This is a genomic window from Micromonospora sp. NPDC005553 (assembly GCF_042871765.1).
In the GTDB taxonomy this organism is placed as follows: domain Bacteria; phylum Actinomycetota; class Actinomycetes; order Mycobacteriales; family Micromonosporaceae; genus Micromonospora.
On record NZ_JBIAJD010000001.1, the window covers coordinates 184,673 to 201,225 of the forward strand.

A 16,553-nucleotide genomic window follows, 5' to 3' on the forward strand; every position below is an offset into this window, starting at 1 on the left:
GTCACCCCGTCGGCCCGGTGGTGGTGAGAGCTACCACCGGGCCGAGGACGAAGACGGCAGGTGGGCCGACGCCCTCCCGGGCGGCGACAGCGCCGATCTCGTCCAACCGGGCGGGCACCGATCGCTGGTCGGGCAGCCCGGCGTCCTGCACGGCGAGCACCGGGGTCTCCGGGGCACGACCGTGCTCGATCAGCACGGTCGCGATCTTGGCGATGGTGTCGACGGCCATCAGCAGCACGACGGTGCCCCGGGCCCGGGCCAGCGCCGCCCAGTCGACGAGCGAGTCGGGGTGCCCGGGCGGCAGGTGCCCGGAAACGACTGTGACGTCGTGCGCCACGCCCCGGTGCGTCACCGGCACGCCGGCGAGGGCCGGTGCGGCGAGCGCGCTGCTCACCCCGGGCACCACGGTCACCGGCACGCCGGCCGCCACGCAGGCCTGCACCTCCTCGTGGCCGCGCCCGAAGACGTACGGGTCACCGCCCTTGAGCCGGACCACCCGGCGGCCGGCGCGGGCGTGCGACACCAGTGCCTCGTTGATCGCCTCCTGGGCCATCGACGGGCCACGGGGCACCTTCGCGGCGTCGACGACCAGCACGTCGGGGCGCAGCCCGGCGAGCAGCCCCTGCGGGGCGAGCCGGTCGACCACAACGACGTCAGCGGCGTCGAGCAGCGCCTTCCCGCGTACCGTGATCAGGTCGTCGGGCCCCGGCCCGCCGCCGACCACGGCGACCGAGCCGTGCCCGTGGTGGTCGTGCCCGTGGTCGTGATGGTGGTGGTGGTGGCCGACCGGGTCGTCGGGGTGGTCGTGCGGGCGTTGCGGACGACCCACCTTGTCCGCGAAGCCGGGCATCAACACCCGGTACGCGCAGGTGTCGCAGTTCATCCTGATGTCCCCGCCCAGCGCCTCAGCGTACCGCTCCAGGACGAGGTCGGCGAGGGCGTCACAGTCGCCGATCACCTCGGCGACGCGGACGTCCAGGTCGGGGTGGGCGGCGGCGAACTCCGCCGACTGGGCGACGATCCGGTCCGGCAGCACCCCGGCGAACAGGAAGTACGGTGCCACCACGATCCGCCGCGCGCCGAGGCGGCGCAGGCGCTCCAGCACGGCCGGCACCGACGGCTGCGCCAGGGAGATGAACCCCGGCTCCACGCCCGCGTAGCCGCGTCCCTCCCAGAGCAGCCGGGCGACCTTGGCGACCTCGGCGTTGGCGTCCGGGTCGGTGGACCCCCGCCCGATCAACGCCACCCACGTGTCGGCCCGGTCGGCACCAGCCGGCTCCGTGCCGGCCCGGTCGGCACCGGACAGCGCGGCGTCGATGCGGTCGGCACCGGACAGCACCGTGTCGGCCCGGTCGGCACCGGACAGCGCGGCGTCGATGCGCTGTTCGAGGGCTTCGTGCAGCAGCGGGTGGGGGCCGAGCGGGCGGCCGTAGCGGTAGCTCAGCCCGGGGTGGCGCTGCTGCTCCCGGGCCATCGCGGCGGGGATGTCGCCCTTGCCGTGACCGGCGCCGGTCAGCACCAGCGGCAGCGCCACCAGGGCGCGGTGCCCACGGGCGACGAGCGCGCCGACCGCGTCGGTCAGCGGCGGACGGGACAGCTCGATGAAGCCACCCTCGACGTCGCCGATGTCGCCCCGACGACGGACCCGCTCGACGAGAGCGGCGAACTGCTCGACCCCGGCCGCGCTGCGCGTACCGTGCCCGACGATGACCAACCCGGTCATGACTTCTCCTCGACGTAGAGCAGGGCGTTGAGGGCGGCGGCGGCGACCGCCGAGCCACCCTTCTCCCCCACGTTGGACACGGCGGGCAGGCCACTGGCCCGCAGCGCCGCCTTCGACTCGGCGGCCCCCACGAAGCCGACCGGCAGGCCCACCACGAGCGCCGGTGCGGCGTCCACTGTGAGCAGTTCGACAAGCGCGGTGGGCGCGCAGCCGACCACCCAGACCGCCCCGGTTCCGACCCGCTCCACTGCGATCCGGACGGCCGCCGCCGAGCGGGTGATCCCGGCCGAGCGGCCCAGCGCGGCGGCGGCCGGCTCGGCGACCGGGCAAACCAGTTCCAGGCCGGCCCGGGTGATGCCGGCGGCGACCATCGCCACGTCGGTGACCACGGGCGCCCCGGCGCGCAGCGCCGCCAGCCCCGCTTCCAGGGCGGCCTCGTCGCAGACCAGTTCGTCGACGTACGCGAGGTCGGCGCTGGCGTGCACCACCCGCTCGGTCACCGCGCGGGTCAGCGGCGGCAGGTGCGACAGGTCGACGCGCTCGCGCAGGATGCGGTACGACTCGGCCTCGATGGGGTGCACGACCCGGCTCATCGGGCTCCTTCACAGGGGTGGGGCTCGACGACGCGGATCGCGTCAGGGTCAGCGACGATGCGGATCGCGTCGACCGGGCAGATCTCCAGGCACTCCAGGCAGCCGGTGCACCGGTCGGCGCGGACCGTCAGGCCACCGGCGACCGGCCGGATCGCGTGCGTGGGGCAGGTGAGCAGACACGCGCCGCAGCCCTGGCAGGCGTCGATCGTCACGAACGCCACCGGTACCCCCGGGGTGTGACCATCCGGCCGGCGACCAGCCGCGTGTCGCTGCTGCCCACGACCACGACGCTGTACATGTCGACGATGGCTGGGTCGAGCGTGGCGAGGGTCGCGAGGTGCACCTGTTCGCCGGGGCGGCTGGCGTTGCGCACCACGCCCACCGGGGTGTCCGGTGACCGGTGCGCGGCGAGGATGCCGAGCGCCTTGCCGAGCTGCCAGTCGCGGGCCCGGCTGCGCGGGTTGTAGAAGAGCGTCACGAAGTCGCCCTCGGCGGCGGCGGTGACCCGCCGCTCGATGACGTCCCACGGGGTGTGCAGATCGGACAGGCTCACGTAGGCGTGGTCGTGGCCGAGGGGCGCGCCGAGCAGCGCCCCGGCAGCAAGGGCGGCGGTGACCCCGGGGACGCCCACCACCTCGATCCGCTCGTCGGCGTACTCCAGGGCGGGGCTGGCCATCGCGTACACCCCGGCGTCGCCGGAGCCGATCAGCGCGACCGCCCGGCCGGCGGCGGCCTCGGTGACGGCGGCGCGCGCCCGCGCCTCCTCCGCGCCCAGCCCACTGGAGAGCACCCGGGTGCCGGGGCGCAGCACGTCGCGGACCTGCTCCAGGTACTGGTCGAGGCCGACCACCACGGCGGCGCGCCGCAGCTCGGCCACCGCGCGGGGGGTGCGCAGGTCGGCGGCGCCCGGCCCGAGGCCGACGACGGCCAGCCGGCCGCGTGGCGCGTGCCGGGCCACCGCGACGGTGGCCATCGCCGTCGCGGTCTTGCCCACCAGCAGCGTCGCGTCGTCGGCCCGGCCGTCCGGGCCGAGCAGGGCCGCGGCCTCCGCCACGCTCGGCGTGCCGACCGCGGCCCGGACCACCTCGCTGGGGTGCGGCACGTCGACCGCCGCCAGCCGCGTCGCCGGCCAGGTCACCAGGGGTACGCCGAGCGCGTCGACCGTGCTGCGGATGCCCGCCTCGTCGGCCTTGATGTCGGCGGTGGCCAGGCAGCGCAGGCTCGCCGGGTCGAGGCCGGCCTCGGCCAGCACCCGGTGCAGCAGCTCCGCCACCTCGGCGGCGGGTACGCCCCGACTCGCGCCCACCCCGGCGACCAGCGACGGCGGCCGCAGCACGGCGGTCCGCTCGTCGGGCGACACGACCCGGTCGGTGACCAGCAGCCGGTACCCGTCGTCCGTCGGGTCCTCGTCAGCCGCGCGCACGTTCGGGGGCAGGGCGGGTAGCGGCCAGTCGGCGTCGGCGATCAGCCGGACCGGCTCGCCGTCCAGGATGGCCCGGGACACCGCGGCGACAGCGCCCTGCACGGGCCAGCCGAGGGTGTCCAGCCCCGGCAGGTCGACCGCGTCGGTGGCCGTGGTGATCACCGGTCGGGCGTCCAGCAGGGCGGCGACCTGCTCGGCGAGGGCGTTGGCCCCGCCGGCGTGCCCACCGAGCAGCGCCACCGCGTGCCGGGCGGCCTCGTCGACGACCACCACCGCCGGGTCGGTGCGCTTGTCGTCGAGCAGCGGCGCGACGATCCGTACCACCGCCCCGGTGGCCAGGAACGCGATGACCGCGTCACACCCGGCCCAGGCGGTCCGCAGCGCGTCGGCGACGGACTCCCCCTCGACCAGCCGGGCGTGCGGCCAGGCGGCGGTCACTGTGTCGGCGTGCCGGCGGCCGGCCGCGGTGGCCGCCACCAGGCCGATCCGGGCGGGCGGGTTCTGTTCGGTCACTGGCGCTCCCCGGTGAGGACGACCACCGGGTTGGTGGCCGCGAGGCGGATCGACCCGCCAGGCAGGTCGGCGAGGCGGGCGGCGGAGAGCTGGCTGCCCTCGACCGTGTAGCCGGCGGCGCGCAGCAGACCCACGGACGGTGCGACCCGGTCCAGTGCGGCCAGGGTGAGCACCACCCGCTCGGGTTGGCGGGCCGCCACGGCGGTGAGGACGTCGACACCGCCACCGCCCACGAAGACCGCGTCGGGCTCGGGGAGGCCGGCCAGTGCCGCCGGGGCACGTCCGCTGATCAGTCGGACGTGCACGGCGTGCGCCGCGGCGTTGGCCCGGATGGTGGCACCGGCGTCGGCGTCCTGTTCGACGGCGAGCACTGCCGCGCCGAGCAGCGCGCACTCGATGCCGACCGAGCCGCTGCCCGCCCCGATGTCCCAGATCAGCCGGCCCAGTCGGGGGCGTAGCCGGGCGACGACGAGGGCGCGCACCTCCGACTTCGTGATCATGGAGTCGCGGTGGGCGTACCGGTCCTCCGGCAGCGCCCAACCGCCGGCCGGCGCGGCGGCGGGCTGGTTGTCGGCGCGCATACCGGCCGTACCTCGATCTGGCGGGGCGGGCGCGGACCAGGCGGGCCCGGCGGGGGTTGACGTGGACCCGGCGGCCGCGGCGTCCGCGGGCGCGGCGTCGGCGGGTGCGGCGTCGGCGGGTGCGGACCCGGCCGGTACCGGGTCGGCGAGGCTGAGCAGGACGTGCGGGTCGGCCCAGGTCTCGGCGGCGGCCTGCTCAGGGGTCACCGCGCGGATCCGTTCGGCGGCGGTGCCCAGGTGCTCGGCGACCAACAGACGACGGGACCAGCCGATCAGGCCGGCGCCCAGCTCGGCCGCGCCGGCACCGGGCGCGGTGAGCACCGCGACCAGTGGCAGCGCCCGGCAGGCGTTCAACGCCGGGCGCGGTTCGCGGCCGTGCGCGGTGACCACGGCGGCGCCGTCCCAGGGCAGCCCGGCGCGGGCGAACGCGGCGGCCACACTGGACACCGCCGGCACCACCCGCAGCGGCAGCCCGGCCGCGCGCAGCCGCCGGACGATGCCGAACAGGCCGGGATCGCCGCTGGCCAGCACCACGGCCGGCACCCCGGCGTCGACGGCCTCGGCGAGGCGGCGCAGGGCGGGGGCGAGCGGCCCGAGGGCGATGGTGTCCGCGCCAGCCGGTACGGGCACCGCGGCCAGGTGCCGGGCGGCCCCGACCACCAGCCCGGCGGTGGCCAGCACCGGTGCGAGCGCGGGGTGCGGGGGTGCGCCCGCCGCGTCCAGGCCGACCACTGACACGGCGGTCACCGGGGCCGGTGGGGTCGCCGAGGCCATCCGCGTCATCGGTGCCACCGGCCGGACGACGCGACGACGTGCGCTCCGGCGAAGTCGACCATCGCCACGTCGACTGTCACCGTGGGCCCGGCGAAGCGCCGCAACACCGCCTGGACCCGCTGGCAGAGCAGGTCGCCGGCCGGGGCGAGCAGCCCGGCGGCCTCCCACAGCTCGTACGCGTGTCGCCCGGTGTTCGCCTCGGTCACGGCGGCGACGAGCGACGGGTCGCCGCCGGCCTCCGCGGTCACCGCGCCGAGCAGGGAGAGGTCCACCTTGGAGCGGGTGTAGTGGGTCATCAGGATGCCGGCCGCCAGTTTGGCGAGCTTGCCGGCCATGCCGACGAAGACCACACCGGTCATGGCGTCACCCACCGCAGCGGTCACCGCGGCCCCGGTGAAGTCGCCGACCTCGACGAAACAGACCTCGGGCAGGTCGGGCAGGAGCGTACGGGCGGCCCGCTCGGTACGCCCACCGGTGCAGAGCACCACTGTCGGCTCGCCCTGGGCGGCCATCACGTGCACGGCCTGCACGACGCTGGCCCGCCACGACGCGGTGGAGAAGGGGCGGACGATCCCGGTGGTGCCGAGGATCGAGATGCCACCGAGGATGCCGAGGCGACGGTTGGTGGTCTTGCGGGCCATGACCTCGCCGCGGGGCACGCTGATCACGACCCGGACTCCGACCTCGCTGAGGTCGACCACCTCGGCCACGGCGTCGCCGATCATCTGGCGGGGGGTGTCGTTGATCGCCGGGCCGCCGACCGCGAGCCCGAGACCGGGTTTGGTGACCGTGCCGACGCCGGCACCGCCGGCCAGCCGCAGGCCGGGCACGTCGGTCCAGTTCACCGTGGCGGTCAGCTCGGCGCCGTGGGTGACGTCCGGGTCGTCCCCGGCGTCCTTGATTACCACCGCCTCGGCCCGGACCGGTGGGGTGCCGGTCACCTCGCAGCGCTCGACCGGGAAACGCACCCGGCGTCCGGCCGGCAGCCCGATCTCCACCTCCTGCTGGCTGCTGCCGGTGACCAGCGCGGTGACCGCGGCCTTCGCCGCCGCCGTCGCGCACGCGCCGGTGGTCCAGCCGGTGCGCAGAGCGGTGGGCCGGACCTTCGCGGTACGCGGCAGATCCGGCTCGCGCAGCGGCGGCTCGGCGTACGTCATGGGGTTTCTGTTTCTCCGGCGCGGGCGCGGCGCAGCTCGGCGCGGGCGGCCGGCTCGGCCCGGCGGAAGGTGTGGAAGTGCCCGGGGTGGTAGAGGTGCGAGCGGGTGCCCTCGGCGGCGAGGGCCGGGCCGACCAGGAAGAGGGTGTGCTTCCACAGCTTGTGTTGCTTGACCGTCGCCTCCAGGGTGCCGACGGTGCAGCGCACCACCAGTTCGTCGGGCCAGGTCGCCTGGTACGCCACCACGGCCGGCGTGTCGTCGGGGTAGCCGCCGGCCAGCAGCTCGGCCTGCACCTGCCCGGAGCGGGCGGCGGAGAGGAACAGCGCCATCGTGGTGCCGTGCCGGGCGAAGTCCCGGACCCGCTCGCCGGGCGGCATCGGGGTCTTGCCGCCTTCGAGGCGGGTGAGGATGACCGACTGGGCCACCTCGGGCACTGTCAGCTCCCGTCCGATGATCGCCGCGACGGCGGTGAACGACGACACCCCGGGCACGATCTCGACGGCCAGTCCGAGCGCCCGGCACAGGTCCAGTTGCTCCTGCACCGCGCCCCACAGCGCCGGGTCTCCGGAGTGGATCCGGGCCACTGTCAGCCCCTGCTCGGCGGCGCGCTGGTAGAGCGGCAGCACACCCTCGATGGGCAGCTGCGACGAGTCGACGATCTCCGCGTCGGGGCGGGCGTGGTCGAGCACGTCGGCGTGCACCAGGCTGGCCGCCCAGATCACGATGTCCGCCTCGGAGATCACCCGGGCGGCCCGCAGGGTCAGCAGGTCCGCCGCCCCCGGGCCGGCTCCGACGAACCACACGGTGCCGTCGCTGGTCACAGCTTTCCTCCTCGGTGCTCGCGGCGGGCCGGAACCAGCAGCGTCGACAGGTACGGCAGGTCGTGCCCGGTGTCGTCGACCGGCCCGACGCCTTCGCCGGGGAGCCCCAGGTCGCGTCCGAGCACGGCGTCGGCGAGGCGACCCTGCCGGCGCAGCTCGGCGAGCAGTTCCGGGTGCCGCCGCCAGCCCTTGTAGACCACCACGGTGCCCGGCCCGGCGAGGGCGTCGGCGAAGAGCGCCAGGCCCGCGGTGGCCGGGAGCAGGGTGAGCGGTTCGCGTCCCTCACAGAGCGGGGTGCCGCTGCGCGCCGCCAGCTCCTGCATGGCGGTGACGCCGGGCACTGTCGCCACCCGCACCGCCGGGCGCAGCGCGCGGACACTCTGGGCCAGGTAACCGAAGGTGGAGTAGACGTTGGGGTCGCCGATGGTGGCGAACGCCAGCGACCGCGCGCCCGCATCGATCGCCTCGACCACCACCCGGGCGGCGTCGTCCCAGGCCGCCGCCCTGCGCGGGGTGACCCCACCCCGGTCGTCGAGCGCGAACGGCAGCCGGCGCAGCCGGTCGCTCGCGACGTGCTCCCGCACTGTCGCCTCGGCCCGCCCGGCGTCCGCACCCGGCGGCGTCGCGCCGGCGGTCGCGGTGGGCGTGACCCGGTCCGCCATCACGGGTACGAAGACCAGGTCGGCCTCGCGCAGCAGCCGCACCGCCTTGACGGTGAGCAGTTCCGGGTCGCCCGGGCCGACGCCGACCCCGGTGAGCGTGGCGCTCATCGGGCCGCCTCGACCAGTCGGCGGGCCGCGTCCGGGTGACCGGCCCAGTGGGTGTGCAGGTAGGAGGCGTGTACCCGGCCGGCCACGAAGCCGTGCGGGGTGTCGTTCCACTGCCACGCCGGCGCGTCGCCGTGCTCCGGGTCGGTGGTGGTGCGGTGGAACTCGTGGCCGCGTACCGGCTCGCCGGCGCGCGCCACCGGGGAGCCGGTGACGGCCACCGCCTCCCGGTAGCCGAGGGTGAGCCGGTCGGTCATCCGGGCGGTCAGGTCCAGCCGACCGCACATCGGTACGCCGTCCAGGGACCGCCCGAGGTAGAGCAGCCCGGCGCACTCGGCGACGATCGGCCCGTCGAAGTCGGCCAGCTCGGCGCGGAGCGCGGTGTTGTCGGCGAGCGCCTGCGCGTACGCCTCGGGGAAGCCCCCGCCGATCACCACAGCCCGGGTGCCGGTGGGCAGGGCCGGGTCGCGCAGCGGGTCGACGGTGACGACGTCCGCGCCGGCCGCGGTGAGCAGTTCGGCGGTCTCCGCGTACGAGAAGGTGAAGGCCGGGCCACCGGCGAGCGCGACCCGTGGCCGTTCGAGGCCGACCGGCCCGCCGACGGCGGCGACCGGGTCCCAGGCCGCTGTGGTCAGCGGCGGGGCGGTCCGGGCAAGGTCAAGCACGGCGTTGAGGTCCACTGTGGCCTCGACCAGCTCGGCGAGCGCGGTGACGATCGCGACGGACTCGGGTGCCCGCTCGGCGACCGGCACCAACCCGAGGTGCCGGGCCGGCGCGGCCACCTCGGCGGCGCGGGTCACCGCCCCGAGCACCGGTACGCCCACCTCGGCGAGGGCGTCACGCAGCAGCGTCTCGTGCCGGGGTGAGCCGACCCGGTTGAGGATCACCCCGCCGATCCGTACCGCCGGGTCGAACGCGGCCATGCCGAGGGTGAGCGCGGCGGCCGACCGGCCCTGCGCGGTGGTGTCCAGCACCAGCAGCACGGGTGCCTCGATCAGCCGGGCGACGTGCGCGGTGGAGGCGAAGTCGCGGCGGCCCACCGCGCCGTCGTGCAGGCCCATGACGCCCTCGACGACGGCGATGTCGGCGGGCGTGGGGACGCTCGCGCCGTGTCGCAGCAGAGGGGCGATCCGGTCGGCCCCGACGAGGAACGGGTCGAGGTTGCGCCCTGCCCGCCCGGCGGCGAGGGCGTGGTAGCCGGGGTCGATGTAGTCGGGCCCGACCTTGTGTGGGCTGACCGTCAGGCCCCGCCGGCGCAACGCGGCGAGGAGCCCGGTGGCCACCGTCGTCTTGCCGTGGCCGCTGGCCGGGGCGGCGACCACCACCCGGGGCAGCGCCCAGTGCGCGGTCACCACTCGATGCCCTTCTGGCCCTTCTGGCCGGCGTCCATCGGGTGCTTGACCTTGGTCAGCTCGGCGACCAGGTCGGCGGCGGCGACCAGGCGCGGGTCGGCGTCCCGGCCGGTGATCACGACGTGTTGGAAGCCGGGGCGGTCGGCCAGGGTGGCGACCACCTCGTCGACGTCCACCCAGCCCCACTTCATCGGGTAGGTGAACTCGTCCAACACGTACAGCCCGTAGCGCTCGGCGGCCAGGTCGCGCTGGATCTGCCGCCAGCCCTCCAGGGCGTCGGCGGCGTGGTCGGCGTCGCCGCCGCGCTGGATCCAGGACCAGCCCTCGCCCATCTTGTGCCAGGCCACCGGCGCGCCCTGGCCGGTGCGCTCGTGCACCTCGCCGAGCGCCCGGAAGGCGTTCTCCTCCCCCACCCGCCACTTGGCGCTCTTGACGAACTGGAACACCCCGACCGGAAGACCGGCCGTCCAGGCCCGCAACGCCAGCCCGAAGGCCGCCGTCGACTTCCCCTTCATCTGCCCGGTGTGGACGATCAGCAGTGGCCGGTGCCGCCGCTGCCGGGTCGTCAACCCGTCCTGCGGCACCGAACTCGGCTGTCCCTGCGGCATCAGACCGTCCCCCGTCCCGCGGCCACTCCCGTGCCCGCCTCTTCCGCGATCTTGCGGTTTCTGTTGGTCATATGCGCACTTCGCCCTTTATGCCGCGACAGGAAGTGCAAGATCGCGGGGGTGGGGGTGGGTGAGGGCTTCCAGGGGAGTTCGGGGGGCCTTCAGCTGGGTGGCCAGGCGGGCGGCCAGGTGCAGGCGGACCGGGCCTGTCTCGCAGTCGACGACCACGCACGGCGCGCCGGTGGCGGCCAGGACCGCTGCCGCCGCTGCCGCCCGGTCCAGCGGGCGGGTGCCAGCCGTGGCCCTCCCATCGGTGACGATGAGGACCAGTGGGCGGCGCTTCGGGTCGCGCAGGCGCTCCACCCGCAACAGGTCCGCGGCGGCGAGCAACCCCTCGGCCAGCGGCGTACGCCCGCCGGTCGGCAGCTCGGCCAGCCGGGTCGAGGCGGCCAGCACCGACGAGGTCGCCGGCAGCAGGGTCCGGGCGCCGGCACCCCGGAACGCGATCACAGCGACCTTGTCCCGCCGCTGGTACGCGTCGGTGAGCAGGGCGAGCACCGCGTCCTTCACAGTGGCCATCCGCTGCCGCGCGCCCATCGAGCCGCTCGCGTCCACCACGAACAGCACCAGGTTGCCCTCGCGCCCCTCACGAACCGCCTCGCGCAGGTCGTCCCGGCGCAGTCGCAGCGGACCGGTGAGCCGGCCCCGGGCCGCCTGGTGCGGCGCGGCGGCGCGGATCGTGGCCGGCAGGTGCAGCGCGCCGACCCGACCCGCCGGTACCCGGGCGCCGGTGGTGCGACCCCGCCCGGTGCGGGCCCGAGACCGTCGGCCCGGCACCCCGTCACCCAGGCCGGGCGCGGTGAGCACCCGCGCCCTCAACCCACCCCGGGGTACGGCCACCGGCTGGGACTTCCCGCCGCGGGTCGGGTCGTCGGCACCGGTCGCCGAATGCCCGCCACCGCGCGGGCGCGAGTCCCTGCCGTCGTCACCCCGATCGGCCTGCTGGTGCTGCGGCCAACCGTCGTCGTCGCTCCGGTCGCCCGGCTGGCGCTGCGGCCGGCCGCCGGCGCCGTCCGGCCCGTCGGTGCCAGCGCCATCACGCGCCGTCGGGTGCTCCGCCGAACCCGGTCCACCCTGGTCGACGCCATCGCCGCTGCGGTCGCCTCCCTGCGGTCCGCCGCCATGTGGTCCGCCGCCGTTCGGGCCACCGCCACCGGCCGGGCCGCCGCCCTGCGGGCCGCCGTCCGGGTCAGTGTCGTCTGGGCCGCGGTCTTCGGGGCCGGCGTCGTCCGGGTCGTCGGGGTGAGCGTCCTGGGCGCGCTGCAACGCCTCGTCGAGGCGCTTCTCGTCCAGCCCCGGGGTGTCGAACGGGTCGCGGCGGCGGCGGTGCGGCAGGGCCAACCGGGCCGCCACCCGGACGTCGTCGATGGTGACCCGGTCCCGGCCGTGCCAGGCGGCGTGGGCGAGGGCGGTACGGGCGGTGACGATGTCGGCCCGCATCCCGTCCACGTCGAACGCCGCGCACACCTCGGCGATCTGCCGCAACGCGGCGTCCGGCAGTCGTACCCCGGGAAGTCGGCGGCGGGCGGCAGCCACCTGGTCGGCGATCTCCGCGTCGGCGTCGGCCCAACGGGCGGCGAAGCCGACCGGGTCCGCGTCGGCGGCCAGCCGGCGGCGGACCACCTCGACCCGGATCTCCGGGTCCCGGCTGGCGCCCACCTCCACAGTGAGCCCGAACCGGTCGAGCAGCTGCGGGCGCAGCTCCCCCTCCTCCGGGTTCATCGTGCCGACCAGCAGGAACCGGGCCGCGTGGCTGACCGAGACGCCCTCCCGCTCGACGTGGCTGCGGCCCATCGCCGCCGCGTCGAGCAGCAGGTCGACGAGGTGGTCGTGCAGCAGGTTGACCTCGTCGACGTAGAGCACACCCCGGTGCGCGGCGGCGAGCAGGCCCGGCTCGAAGGCGCGTACCCCCTCGCCGATCGCCTTTTCCAGATCCAGCGCACCGACCACCCGGTCCTCGGCGGCGCCCACCGGCAGCTCGACGAGGCGGGCCGGACGGGTCTCGGCGGCGACGTCGGCCGGGTGCGGGCCGTCCGGGCAGGCCGGGTCGGGCTCGGCCGGGTCACAGCCGAAACGGCAGCCGGCGACCCGCCGCACCGGGGGCAGCAGCGCGGCGAGAGCCCGCACGGCGGTGGACTTGGCGGTCCCCTTCTCACCCCGGACCAGCACCCCACCGATCGCCGGGGAGACCGCGTTGAGCAGCAACGCCAGCCGCATGTCGGCCATGCCGAGCACCGCGCTGAACGGATAAATCGCCACTGCGCCTTCTTTCGTTCGCGACTGCGGGGCTCGCAAAACCGGCTCACTCCTCGCGCTCACCGGGCTTCCGATAGTTCGCGACTGCGGGGCTCGCAGAACCGGCTCACTCCTCGCGCTCACACCCGGTCCTCCAGGTCGCCCTCACTGGCCAGGTACGTGTCGCGCAGCCGGTCGAGGGTGGCCGGCTCCGGCTTGGCCCACAGCCCCCGGTCGGCGGCCTCCAACAGGCGTTCGGTGATGCCGCGCAACGCCCACGGGTTGGACGTCTCCAGGAACTCCCGGGTGGTCTCGTCGAAGAGGTACGCGGCGGCCAGGTGCTCGTACATCCAGTCGTCGACCACACCGGCGGTGGCGTCGTAACCGAACAGGTAGTCCACTGTGGCCGCCAGCTCGAACGCGCCCTTGTAGCCGTGCCGGCGCATCGCGGCGATCCACTTCGGGTTGACCACCCGGGCCCGGAACACCCGCCGGGTCTCCTCACCCAGCGTGCGGGTGCGCACGTCGTGCGGCATCGCCGAGTCACCCACGTACGCCTGTGGTGACGTTCCGGTGAGGTGGCGGACCATCGCCACCATCCCGCCGTGGTACTGGAAGTAGTCGTCGGAGTCGACGATGTCGTGCTCACGGGTGTCCTGGTTCTTCACCGCCACCGCGATCCGGGCGAACGAGCGCTCCATGTCGGCGCGCGCCTCCCGCCCGTCCAGGCCCCGGCCGTACGCGTAGCCGCCCCACACCGCGTACACCTCGGCCAGGTCGGCGTCGCTGCGCCAGGTCCGGGCGTCGATCAGGGGCAGCAGCCCAGCGCCGTACGCGCCGGGCTTGGAACCGAAGATCCGGGCGGTGGCCCGCCGCTCGTCGCCGTGCTCGGCGAGGTCGGCGGCGACGTGCGCCCGCAGGTAGTTCTCCTCGTCCGGCTCGTCCAGGGCGGCGACCCGCCGGACGGCGTCGTCGAGCAGCGCCACCACGTGCGGAAACGCGTCGCGGAAGAAACCGGAGATGCGCACTGTGACGTCGACGCGCGGGCGGCCCAGCTCGGCGGTCGGCACCACCTCGATGCCGGTCACCCGCCGGGACCTGTCGTCCCAGACCGGCCGGCAGCCCAGCAGCGCGAGCACCTCGGCGATGTCGTCGCCCTGGGTCCGCATCGCGCTGGTGCCCCAGACGGTCAACCCCACCGAGCGGGGGTACGCGCCGGTGTCGGCGAGGTGCCGGGCCAGCAGTGAGTCGGCGAGGGCCACCCCGACGTCCCAGGCGTTGCGGCTGGGGATGGCCTTCGGGTCGACAGAGTAGAAGTTGCGGCCGGTGGGCAGCACGTTGACCAGGCCCCGGGTGGGTGAGCCGGACGGGCCGGGCGGCACGAACCTGCCGTCCAGCGCCCCGAGGGTGTTGGTCAGCTCGTCGGTGGTCCCGTCCAGTCGGGGCACCAGCTCGGTGGCGGCGAAGTGCAGCACTGCGGCGACCTCCGGGATCGGCCGACCGGTCACCTCCGTCACCACGGCGTCGATGGTGTCAACCGCCCAGTCCAGGGTCTCCATGCCGACGACCAGCCGCCGGGCGAGGGCCTCGATCAGGTCGATCGCGTCGGCGGCGGTGACGGCCGGCCCGTCCACCACGTCGGTCAGCGCCGCGGGCAGTGCCAGTCGCTGTCCCGGCGACGCGAGCAGTTCCTGCTCGTCGAGGGAGTACGCGACGGCGAGGGCCTGTCGCAGGCCGGGCAGGGCGCGGGCGCCGCCCCAGATCTGCGGGGCGCGCAGCACCGCGAGGACCAGGTTGACCCGGGGCTCGCCGGTGGGCGCGTCAGCGAGGATGTGCAGCCCGTCGCGGATCTGCACGTCCTTGATCTCGCACAGGTACCCGTCGAGGTGCAGCACGAAGTCGTCGAAGTCGTCCGCGTCGGGCATCGCCTCGGCGTGCAGGTCGTGGTGCAGCTCGGCGGCGCGCACCAGGTCCCAGATCTGCGCCCGTACGGTGGGCACCTTGGCCGGGTCGAGGGCCTGCACCGTCACGTACTCGTCGAGCAGTTGTTCCAGTTTGGCCAGGTCGCCGTAGGTCTCGGCGCGGGCCATCGGCGGGACCAGGTGGTCGACGACCACTGCGTGCGCCCGCCGCTTGGCCTGGGTGCCCTCGCCGGGGTCGTTGACGATGAACGGGTACACCAGCGGCAGGTCGCCGAGGACCGCGTCGGGCGCACAGTCGGCGGCCAGGCCGAGGCCTTTGCCGGGCAGCCACTCCAGGGTGCCGTGCTTGCCCAGGTGCACCACGGCGTCCGCGCCGAAGCCGCCGTCCGCGACCGGCGCGGTCAGCCAGCGGTACGCGGCCAGGTAGTGGTGACTCGGCGGCAGGTCCGGGTCGTGGTAGATGGCGATCGGGTTCTCCCCGAAGCCCCGGGGCGGCTGGATCAGCAGCACCACGTTGCCGAAGCGCAGCCCGGCGAGCACGATGTCCCCGCCCTCGGTGTACAGCTCGCCCGGCGGCTCACCCCAGTGCTCCCGCATCCGCTCGCGCAGCTCGGCCGGCACCTGGTCGAACCACCGCTGGTACGTCGGCCCCGGTATCCGGGCCTCGGCCGCGGCCAACTGCTCCGGGGTGAGCCACTCCACGTCGTGACCACCGGCGGCGATCAGCGCGTGGATCAGCGCGTCACCGTCGTCGGGCGGCGGCGCGTCACCCAGGTCGTAGCCGGCCTCGGCCAACGCGGCGAACAGCCGGACCGCCGACGCCGGGGTGTCCAACCCGACGGCGTTGCCGACCCGGGAGTGCTTGGTGGGGTACGAGCTGAGCACCACGGCGATGCGCTTGTCGGCGTGCGGCACGTACCGCAGCCGGGCGTGGCGTACCGCGATCCCGGCGACCCTCGCGGCCCGCTCGGGATCGGCGGTGTAGACCGAGAGCCCGTCGGCGTCGATCTGCTTGAACGAGAACGGCACTGTGACGATCCGGCCGTCGAACTCGGGGATGGCCACCTGCATGGCGGCGTCCAACGGGGACAGGCCGGCGTCGCTGTCGGCCCACTGCGCGCGGGTGCTGGTGAGGCAGAGCGCCTGGATGACCGGCACGTCCAGGGCCGCCAGGGCGCCGACGTCCCAGGCGTCCTCGTCGCCGCCACCGGAGGCGTCGGCGGCGACCGCGCCGCCGGCCGCGAGCACCGTGACCAGCAGAGCGTCACAGCGGGCGAAGAGCCCGAGTGGTCCGGCGCCCGCTGTCAACCCGCGCAGCGAGCCGCAGAAGATCGGCAGGGGGTTGCCGCCGGCCTGGCGGACCGCGTCAGCGAGCACGTCGACGAATCCGGTGTTGCCGGCGAGGGCGTGCGCCCGGTAGAAGACGATTCCCACTGTGGGCCGATCCGGGTCGGCGGCGTGGTCGCCGTGCACGCCGTACGCCGGGGTGGGCGCGGGTGCGGCGAACCCCTGGCCGGTGAGCAGCACCGTGTCGGAGAGGAACCGGGCCAACTGTCCGAGGTTGTCCGGGCCGCCCTCCACGAGGTACGCCAGCGACTGGGTGACGACCCCGGACGGCACTGTGGAGATGGCCATCAGCTCCGCGTCGGGCAGCGCCTCACCGCCGAGCACGACAGTCGGCACGCCGGTGGCGAGCACCGCGGCGAGGCCGTCCGGCCACGCCTGCCGCCCGCCGAGCAGGCGTACGACGACGAGGGCGACCCCGTCGAGCAGGGCGGGCACCTCCTCGGCGGCGACTCGGGCCGGGTTGGCCAACCGGTAGTCGGCGCCGCTGGCGCGGGCGGCAAGCAGGTCGGTGTCGGCGGTGGACAGCAGCAGGATGCGCACGGCAGGCTCCGGAGAGTGACGCCCTGGGCCCTCACGAGGGCGACCTGGACGAAGCGGGTGGGTACGGCGTCAGCCGGTACGACGGCCCGGGCGAACGGCGCACCGACGCATGGGTCGGGGCCGGTCAGCGCCGGGCG

At 75.4% G+C, this 16,553-nt stretch carries 12 protein-coding genes; all 12 read right to left on the bottom strand.

The genetic code is table 11. From position 1 onward, the window contains the following. Position 1: 1 nt before the first annotated feature. Positions 2-1,723 carry a uroporphyrinogen-III C-methyltransferase gene (gene cobA / locus ACFYPG_RS00985; protein ID WP_387349360.1) on the bottom strand — a complete coding sequence of 574 codons (1,722 nt, stop codon included), beginning with the start codon at positions 1,721-1,723 and terminating at the stop codon, positions 2-4. Next, the gene (locus ACFYPG_RS00990) at positions 1,720-2,316 is read right to left on the bottom strand and encodes a precorrin-8X methylmutase (protein WP_387349361.1); all 597 of its coding nucleotides are present in this window, start codon (positions 2,314-2,316) and stop codon (positions 1,720-1,722) included. The genes cobA and ACFYPG_RS00990 overlap by 4 nt, the downstream gene beginning before the upstream one ends. Further along, positions 2,313-2,537 carry a DUF362 domain-containing protein gene (locus ACFYPG_RS00995; RefSeq protein ID WP_387349364.1) on the bottom strand — a complete coding sequence of 75 codons (225 nt, stop codon included), beginning with the start codon at positions 2,535-2,537 and terminating at the stop codon, positions 2,313-2,315. The genes ACFYPG_RS00990 and ACFYPG_RS00995 overlap by 4 nt, the downstream gene beginning before the upstream one ends. Next, complete coding sequence (cobJ, locus tag ACFYPG_RS01000; RefSeq protein WP_387349366.1) at positions 2,525-4,252, bottom strand: precorrin-3B C(17)-methyltransferase; 1,728 nt, start codon at positions 4,250-4,252, stop codon at positions 2,525-2,527. Before cobJ ends, ACFYPG_RS00995 begins: the two co-directional genes overlap by 13 nt. After that, entirely contained in the window at positions 4,249-5,616 is a 1,368-nt protein-coding gene (gene cbiE / locus ACFYPG_RS01005) for a precorrin-6y C5,15-methyltransferase (decarboxylating) subunit CbiE (RefSeq protein WP_387349367.1), read from the bottom strand. The genes cobJ and cbiE overlap by 4 nt, the downstream gene beginning before the upstream one ends. Beyond that, positions 5,613-6,764 (bottom strand): cobalt-precorrin-5B (C(1))-methyltransferase, encoded by a 1,152-nt coding sequence (locus ACFYPG_RS01010; RefSeq protein WP_387349369.1) that lies wholly within the window; start codon positions 6,762-6,764, stop codon positions 5,613-5,615. Before ACFYPG_RS01010 ends, cbiE begins: the two co-directional genes overlap by 4 nt. After that, positions 6,761-7,585 carry a precorrin-4 C(11)-methyltransferase gene (gene cobM / locus ACFYPG_RS01015; RefSeq protein WP_355007418.1) on the bottom strand — a complete coding sequence of 275 codons (825 nt, stop codon included), beginning with the start codon at positions 7,583-7,585 and terminating at the stop codon, positions 6,761-6,763. The genes ACFYPG_RS01010 and cobM overlap by 4 nt, the downstream gene beginning before the upstream one ends. Next, on the bottom strand, positions 7,582-8,355 hold the full coding sequence (gene cobI, locus ACFYPG_RS01020) for a precorrin-2 C(20)-methyltransferase (RefSeq protein WP_355007417.1): 774 nt from the start codon (positions 8,353-8,355) through the stop codon (positions 7,582-7,584). Before cobI ends, cobM begins: the two co-directional genes overlap by 4 nt. Continuing rightward, positions 8,352-9,707, bottom strand: coding sequence for a cobyrinate a,c-diamide synthase (locus tag ACFYPG_RS01025; RefSeq protein ID WP_387349371.1), 1,356 nt, complete (start codon positions 9,705-9,707; stop codon positions 8,352-8,354). Before ACFYPG_RS01025 ends, cobI begins: the two co-directional genes overlap by 4 nt. Further along, the gene (gene cobO, locus ACFYPG_RS01030) at positions 9,701-10,312 is read right to left on the bottom strand and encodes a cob(I)yrinic acid a,c-diamide adenosyltransferase (protein WP_355007415.1); all 612 of its coding nucleotides are present in this window, start codon (positions 10,310-10,312) and stop codon (positions 9,701-9,703) included. Before cobO ends, ACFYPG_RS01025 begins: the two co-directional genes overlap by 7 nt. Positions 10,313-10,399: 87 nt before the next feature. After that, positions 10,400-12,691 (bottom strand): magnesium chelatase subunit D family protein, encoded by a 2,292-nt coding sequence (locus ACFYPG_RS01035; RefSeq protein ID WP_387349374.1) that lies wholly within the window; start codon positions 12,689-12,691, stop codon positions 10,400-10,402. Between the two features lie 56 nt (positions 12,692-12,747). Continuing rightward, positions 12,748-16,416 carry a cobaltochelatase subunit CobN gene (gene cobN, locus ACFYPG_RS01040; RefSeq protein WP_387349377.1) on the bottom strand — a complete coding sequence of 1,223 codons (3,669 nt, stop codon included), beginning with the start codon at positions 16,414-16,416 and terminating at the stop codon, positions 12,748-12,750. Positions 16,417-16,553: the final 137 nt, after the last annotated feature.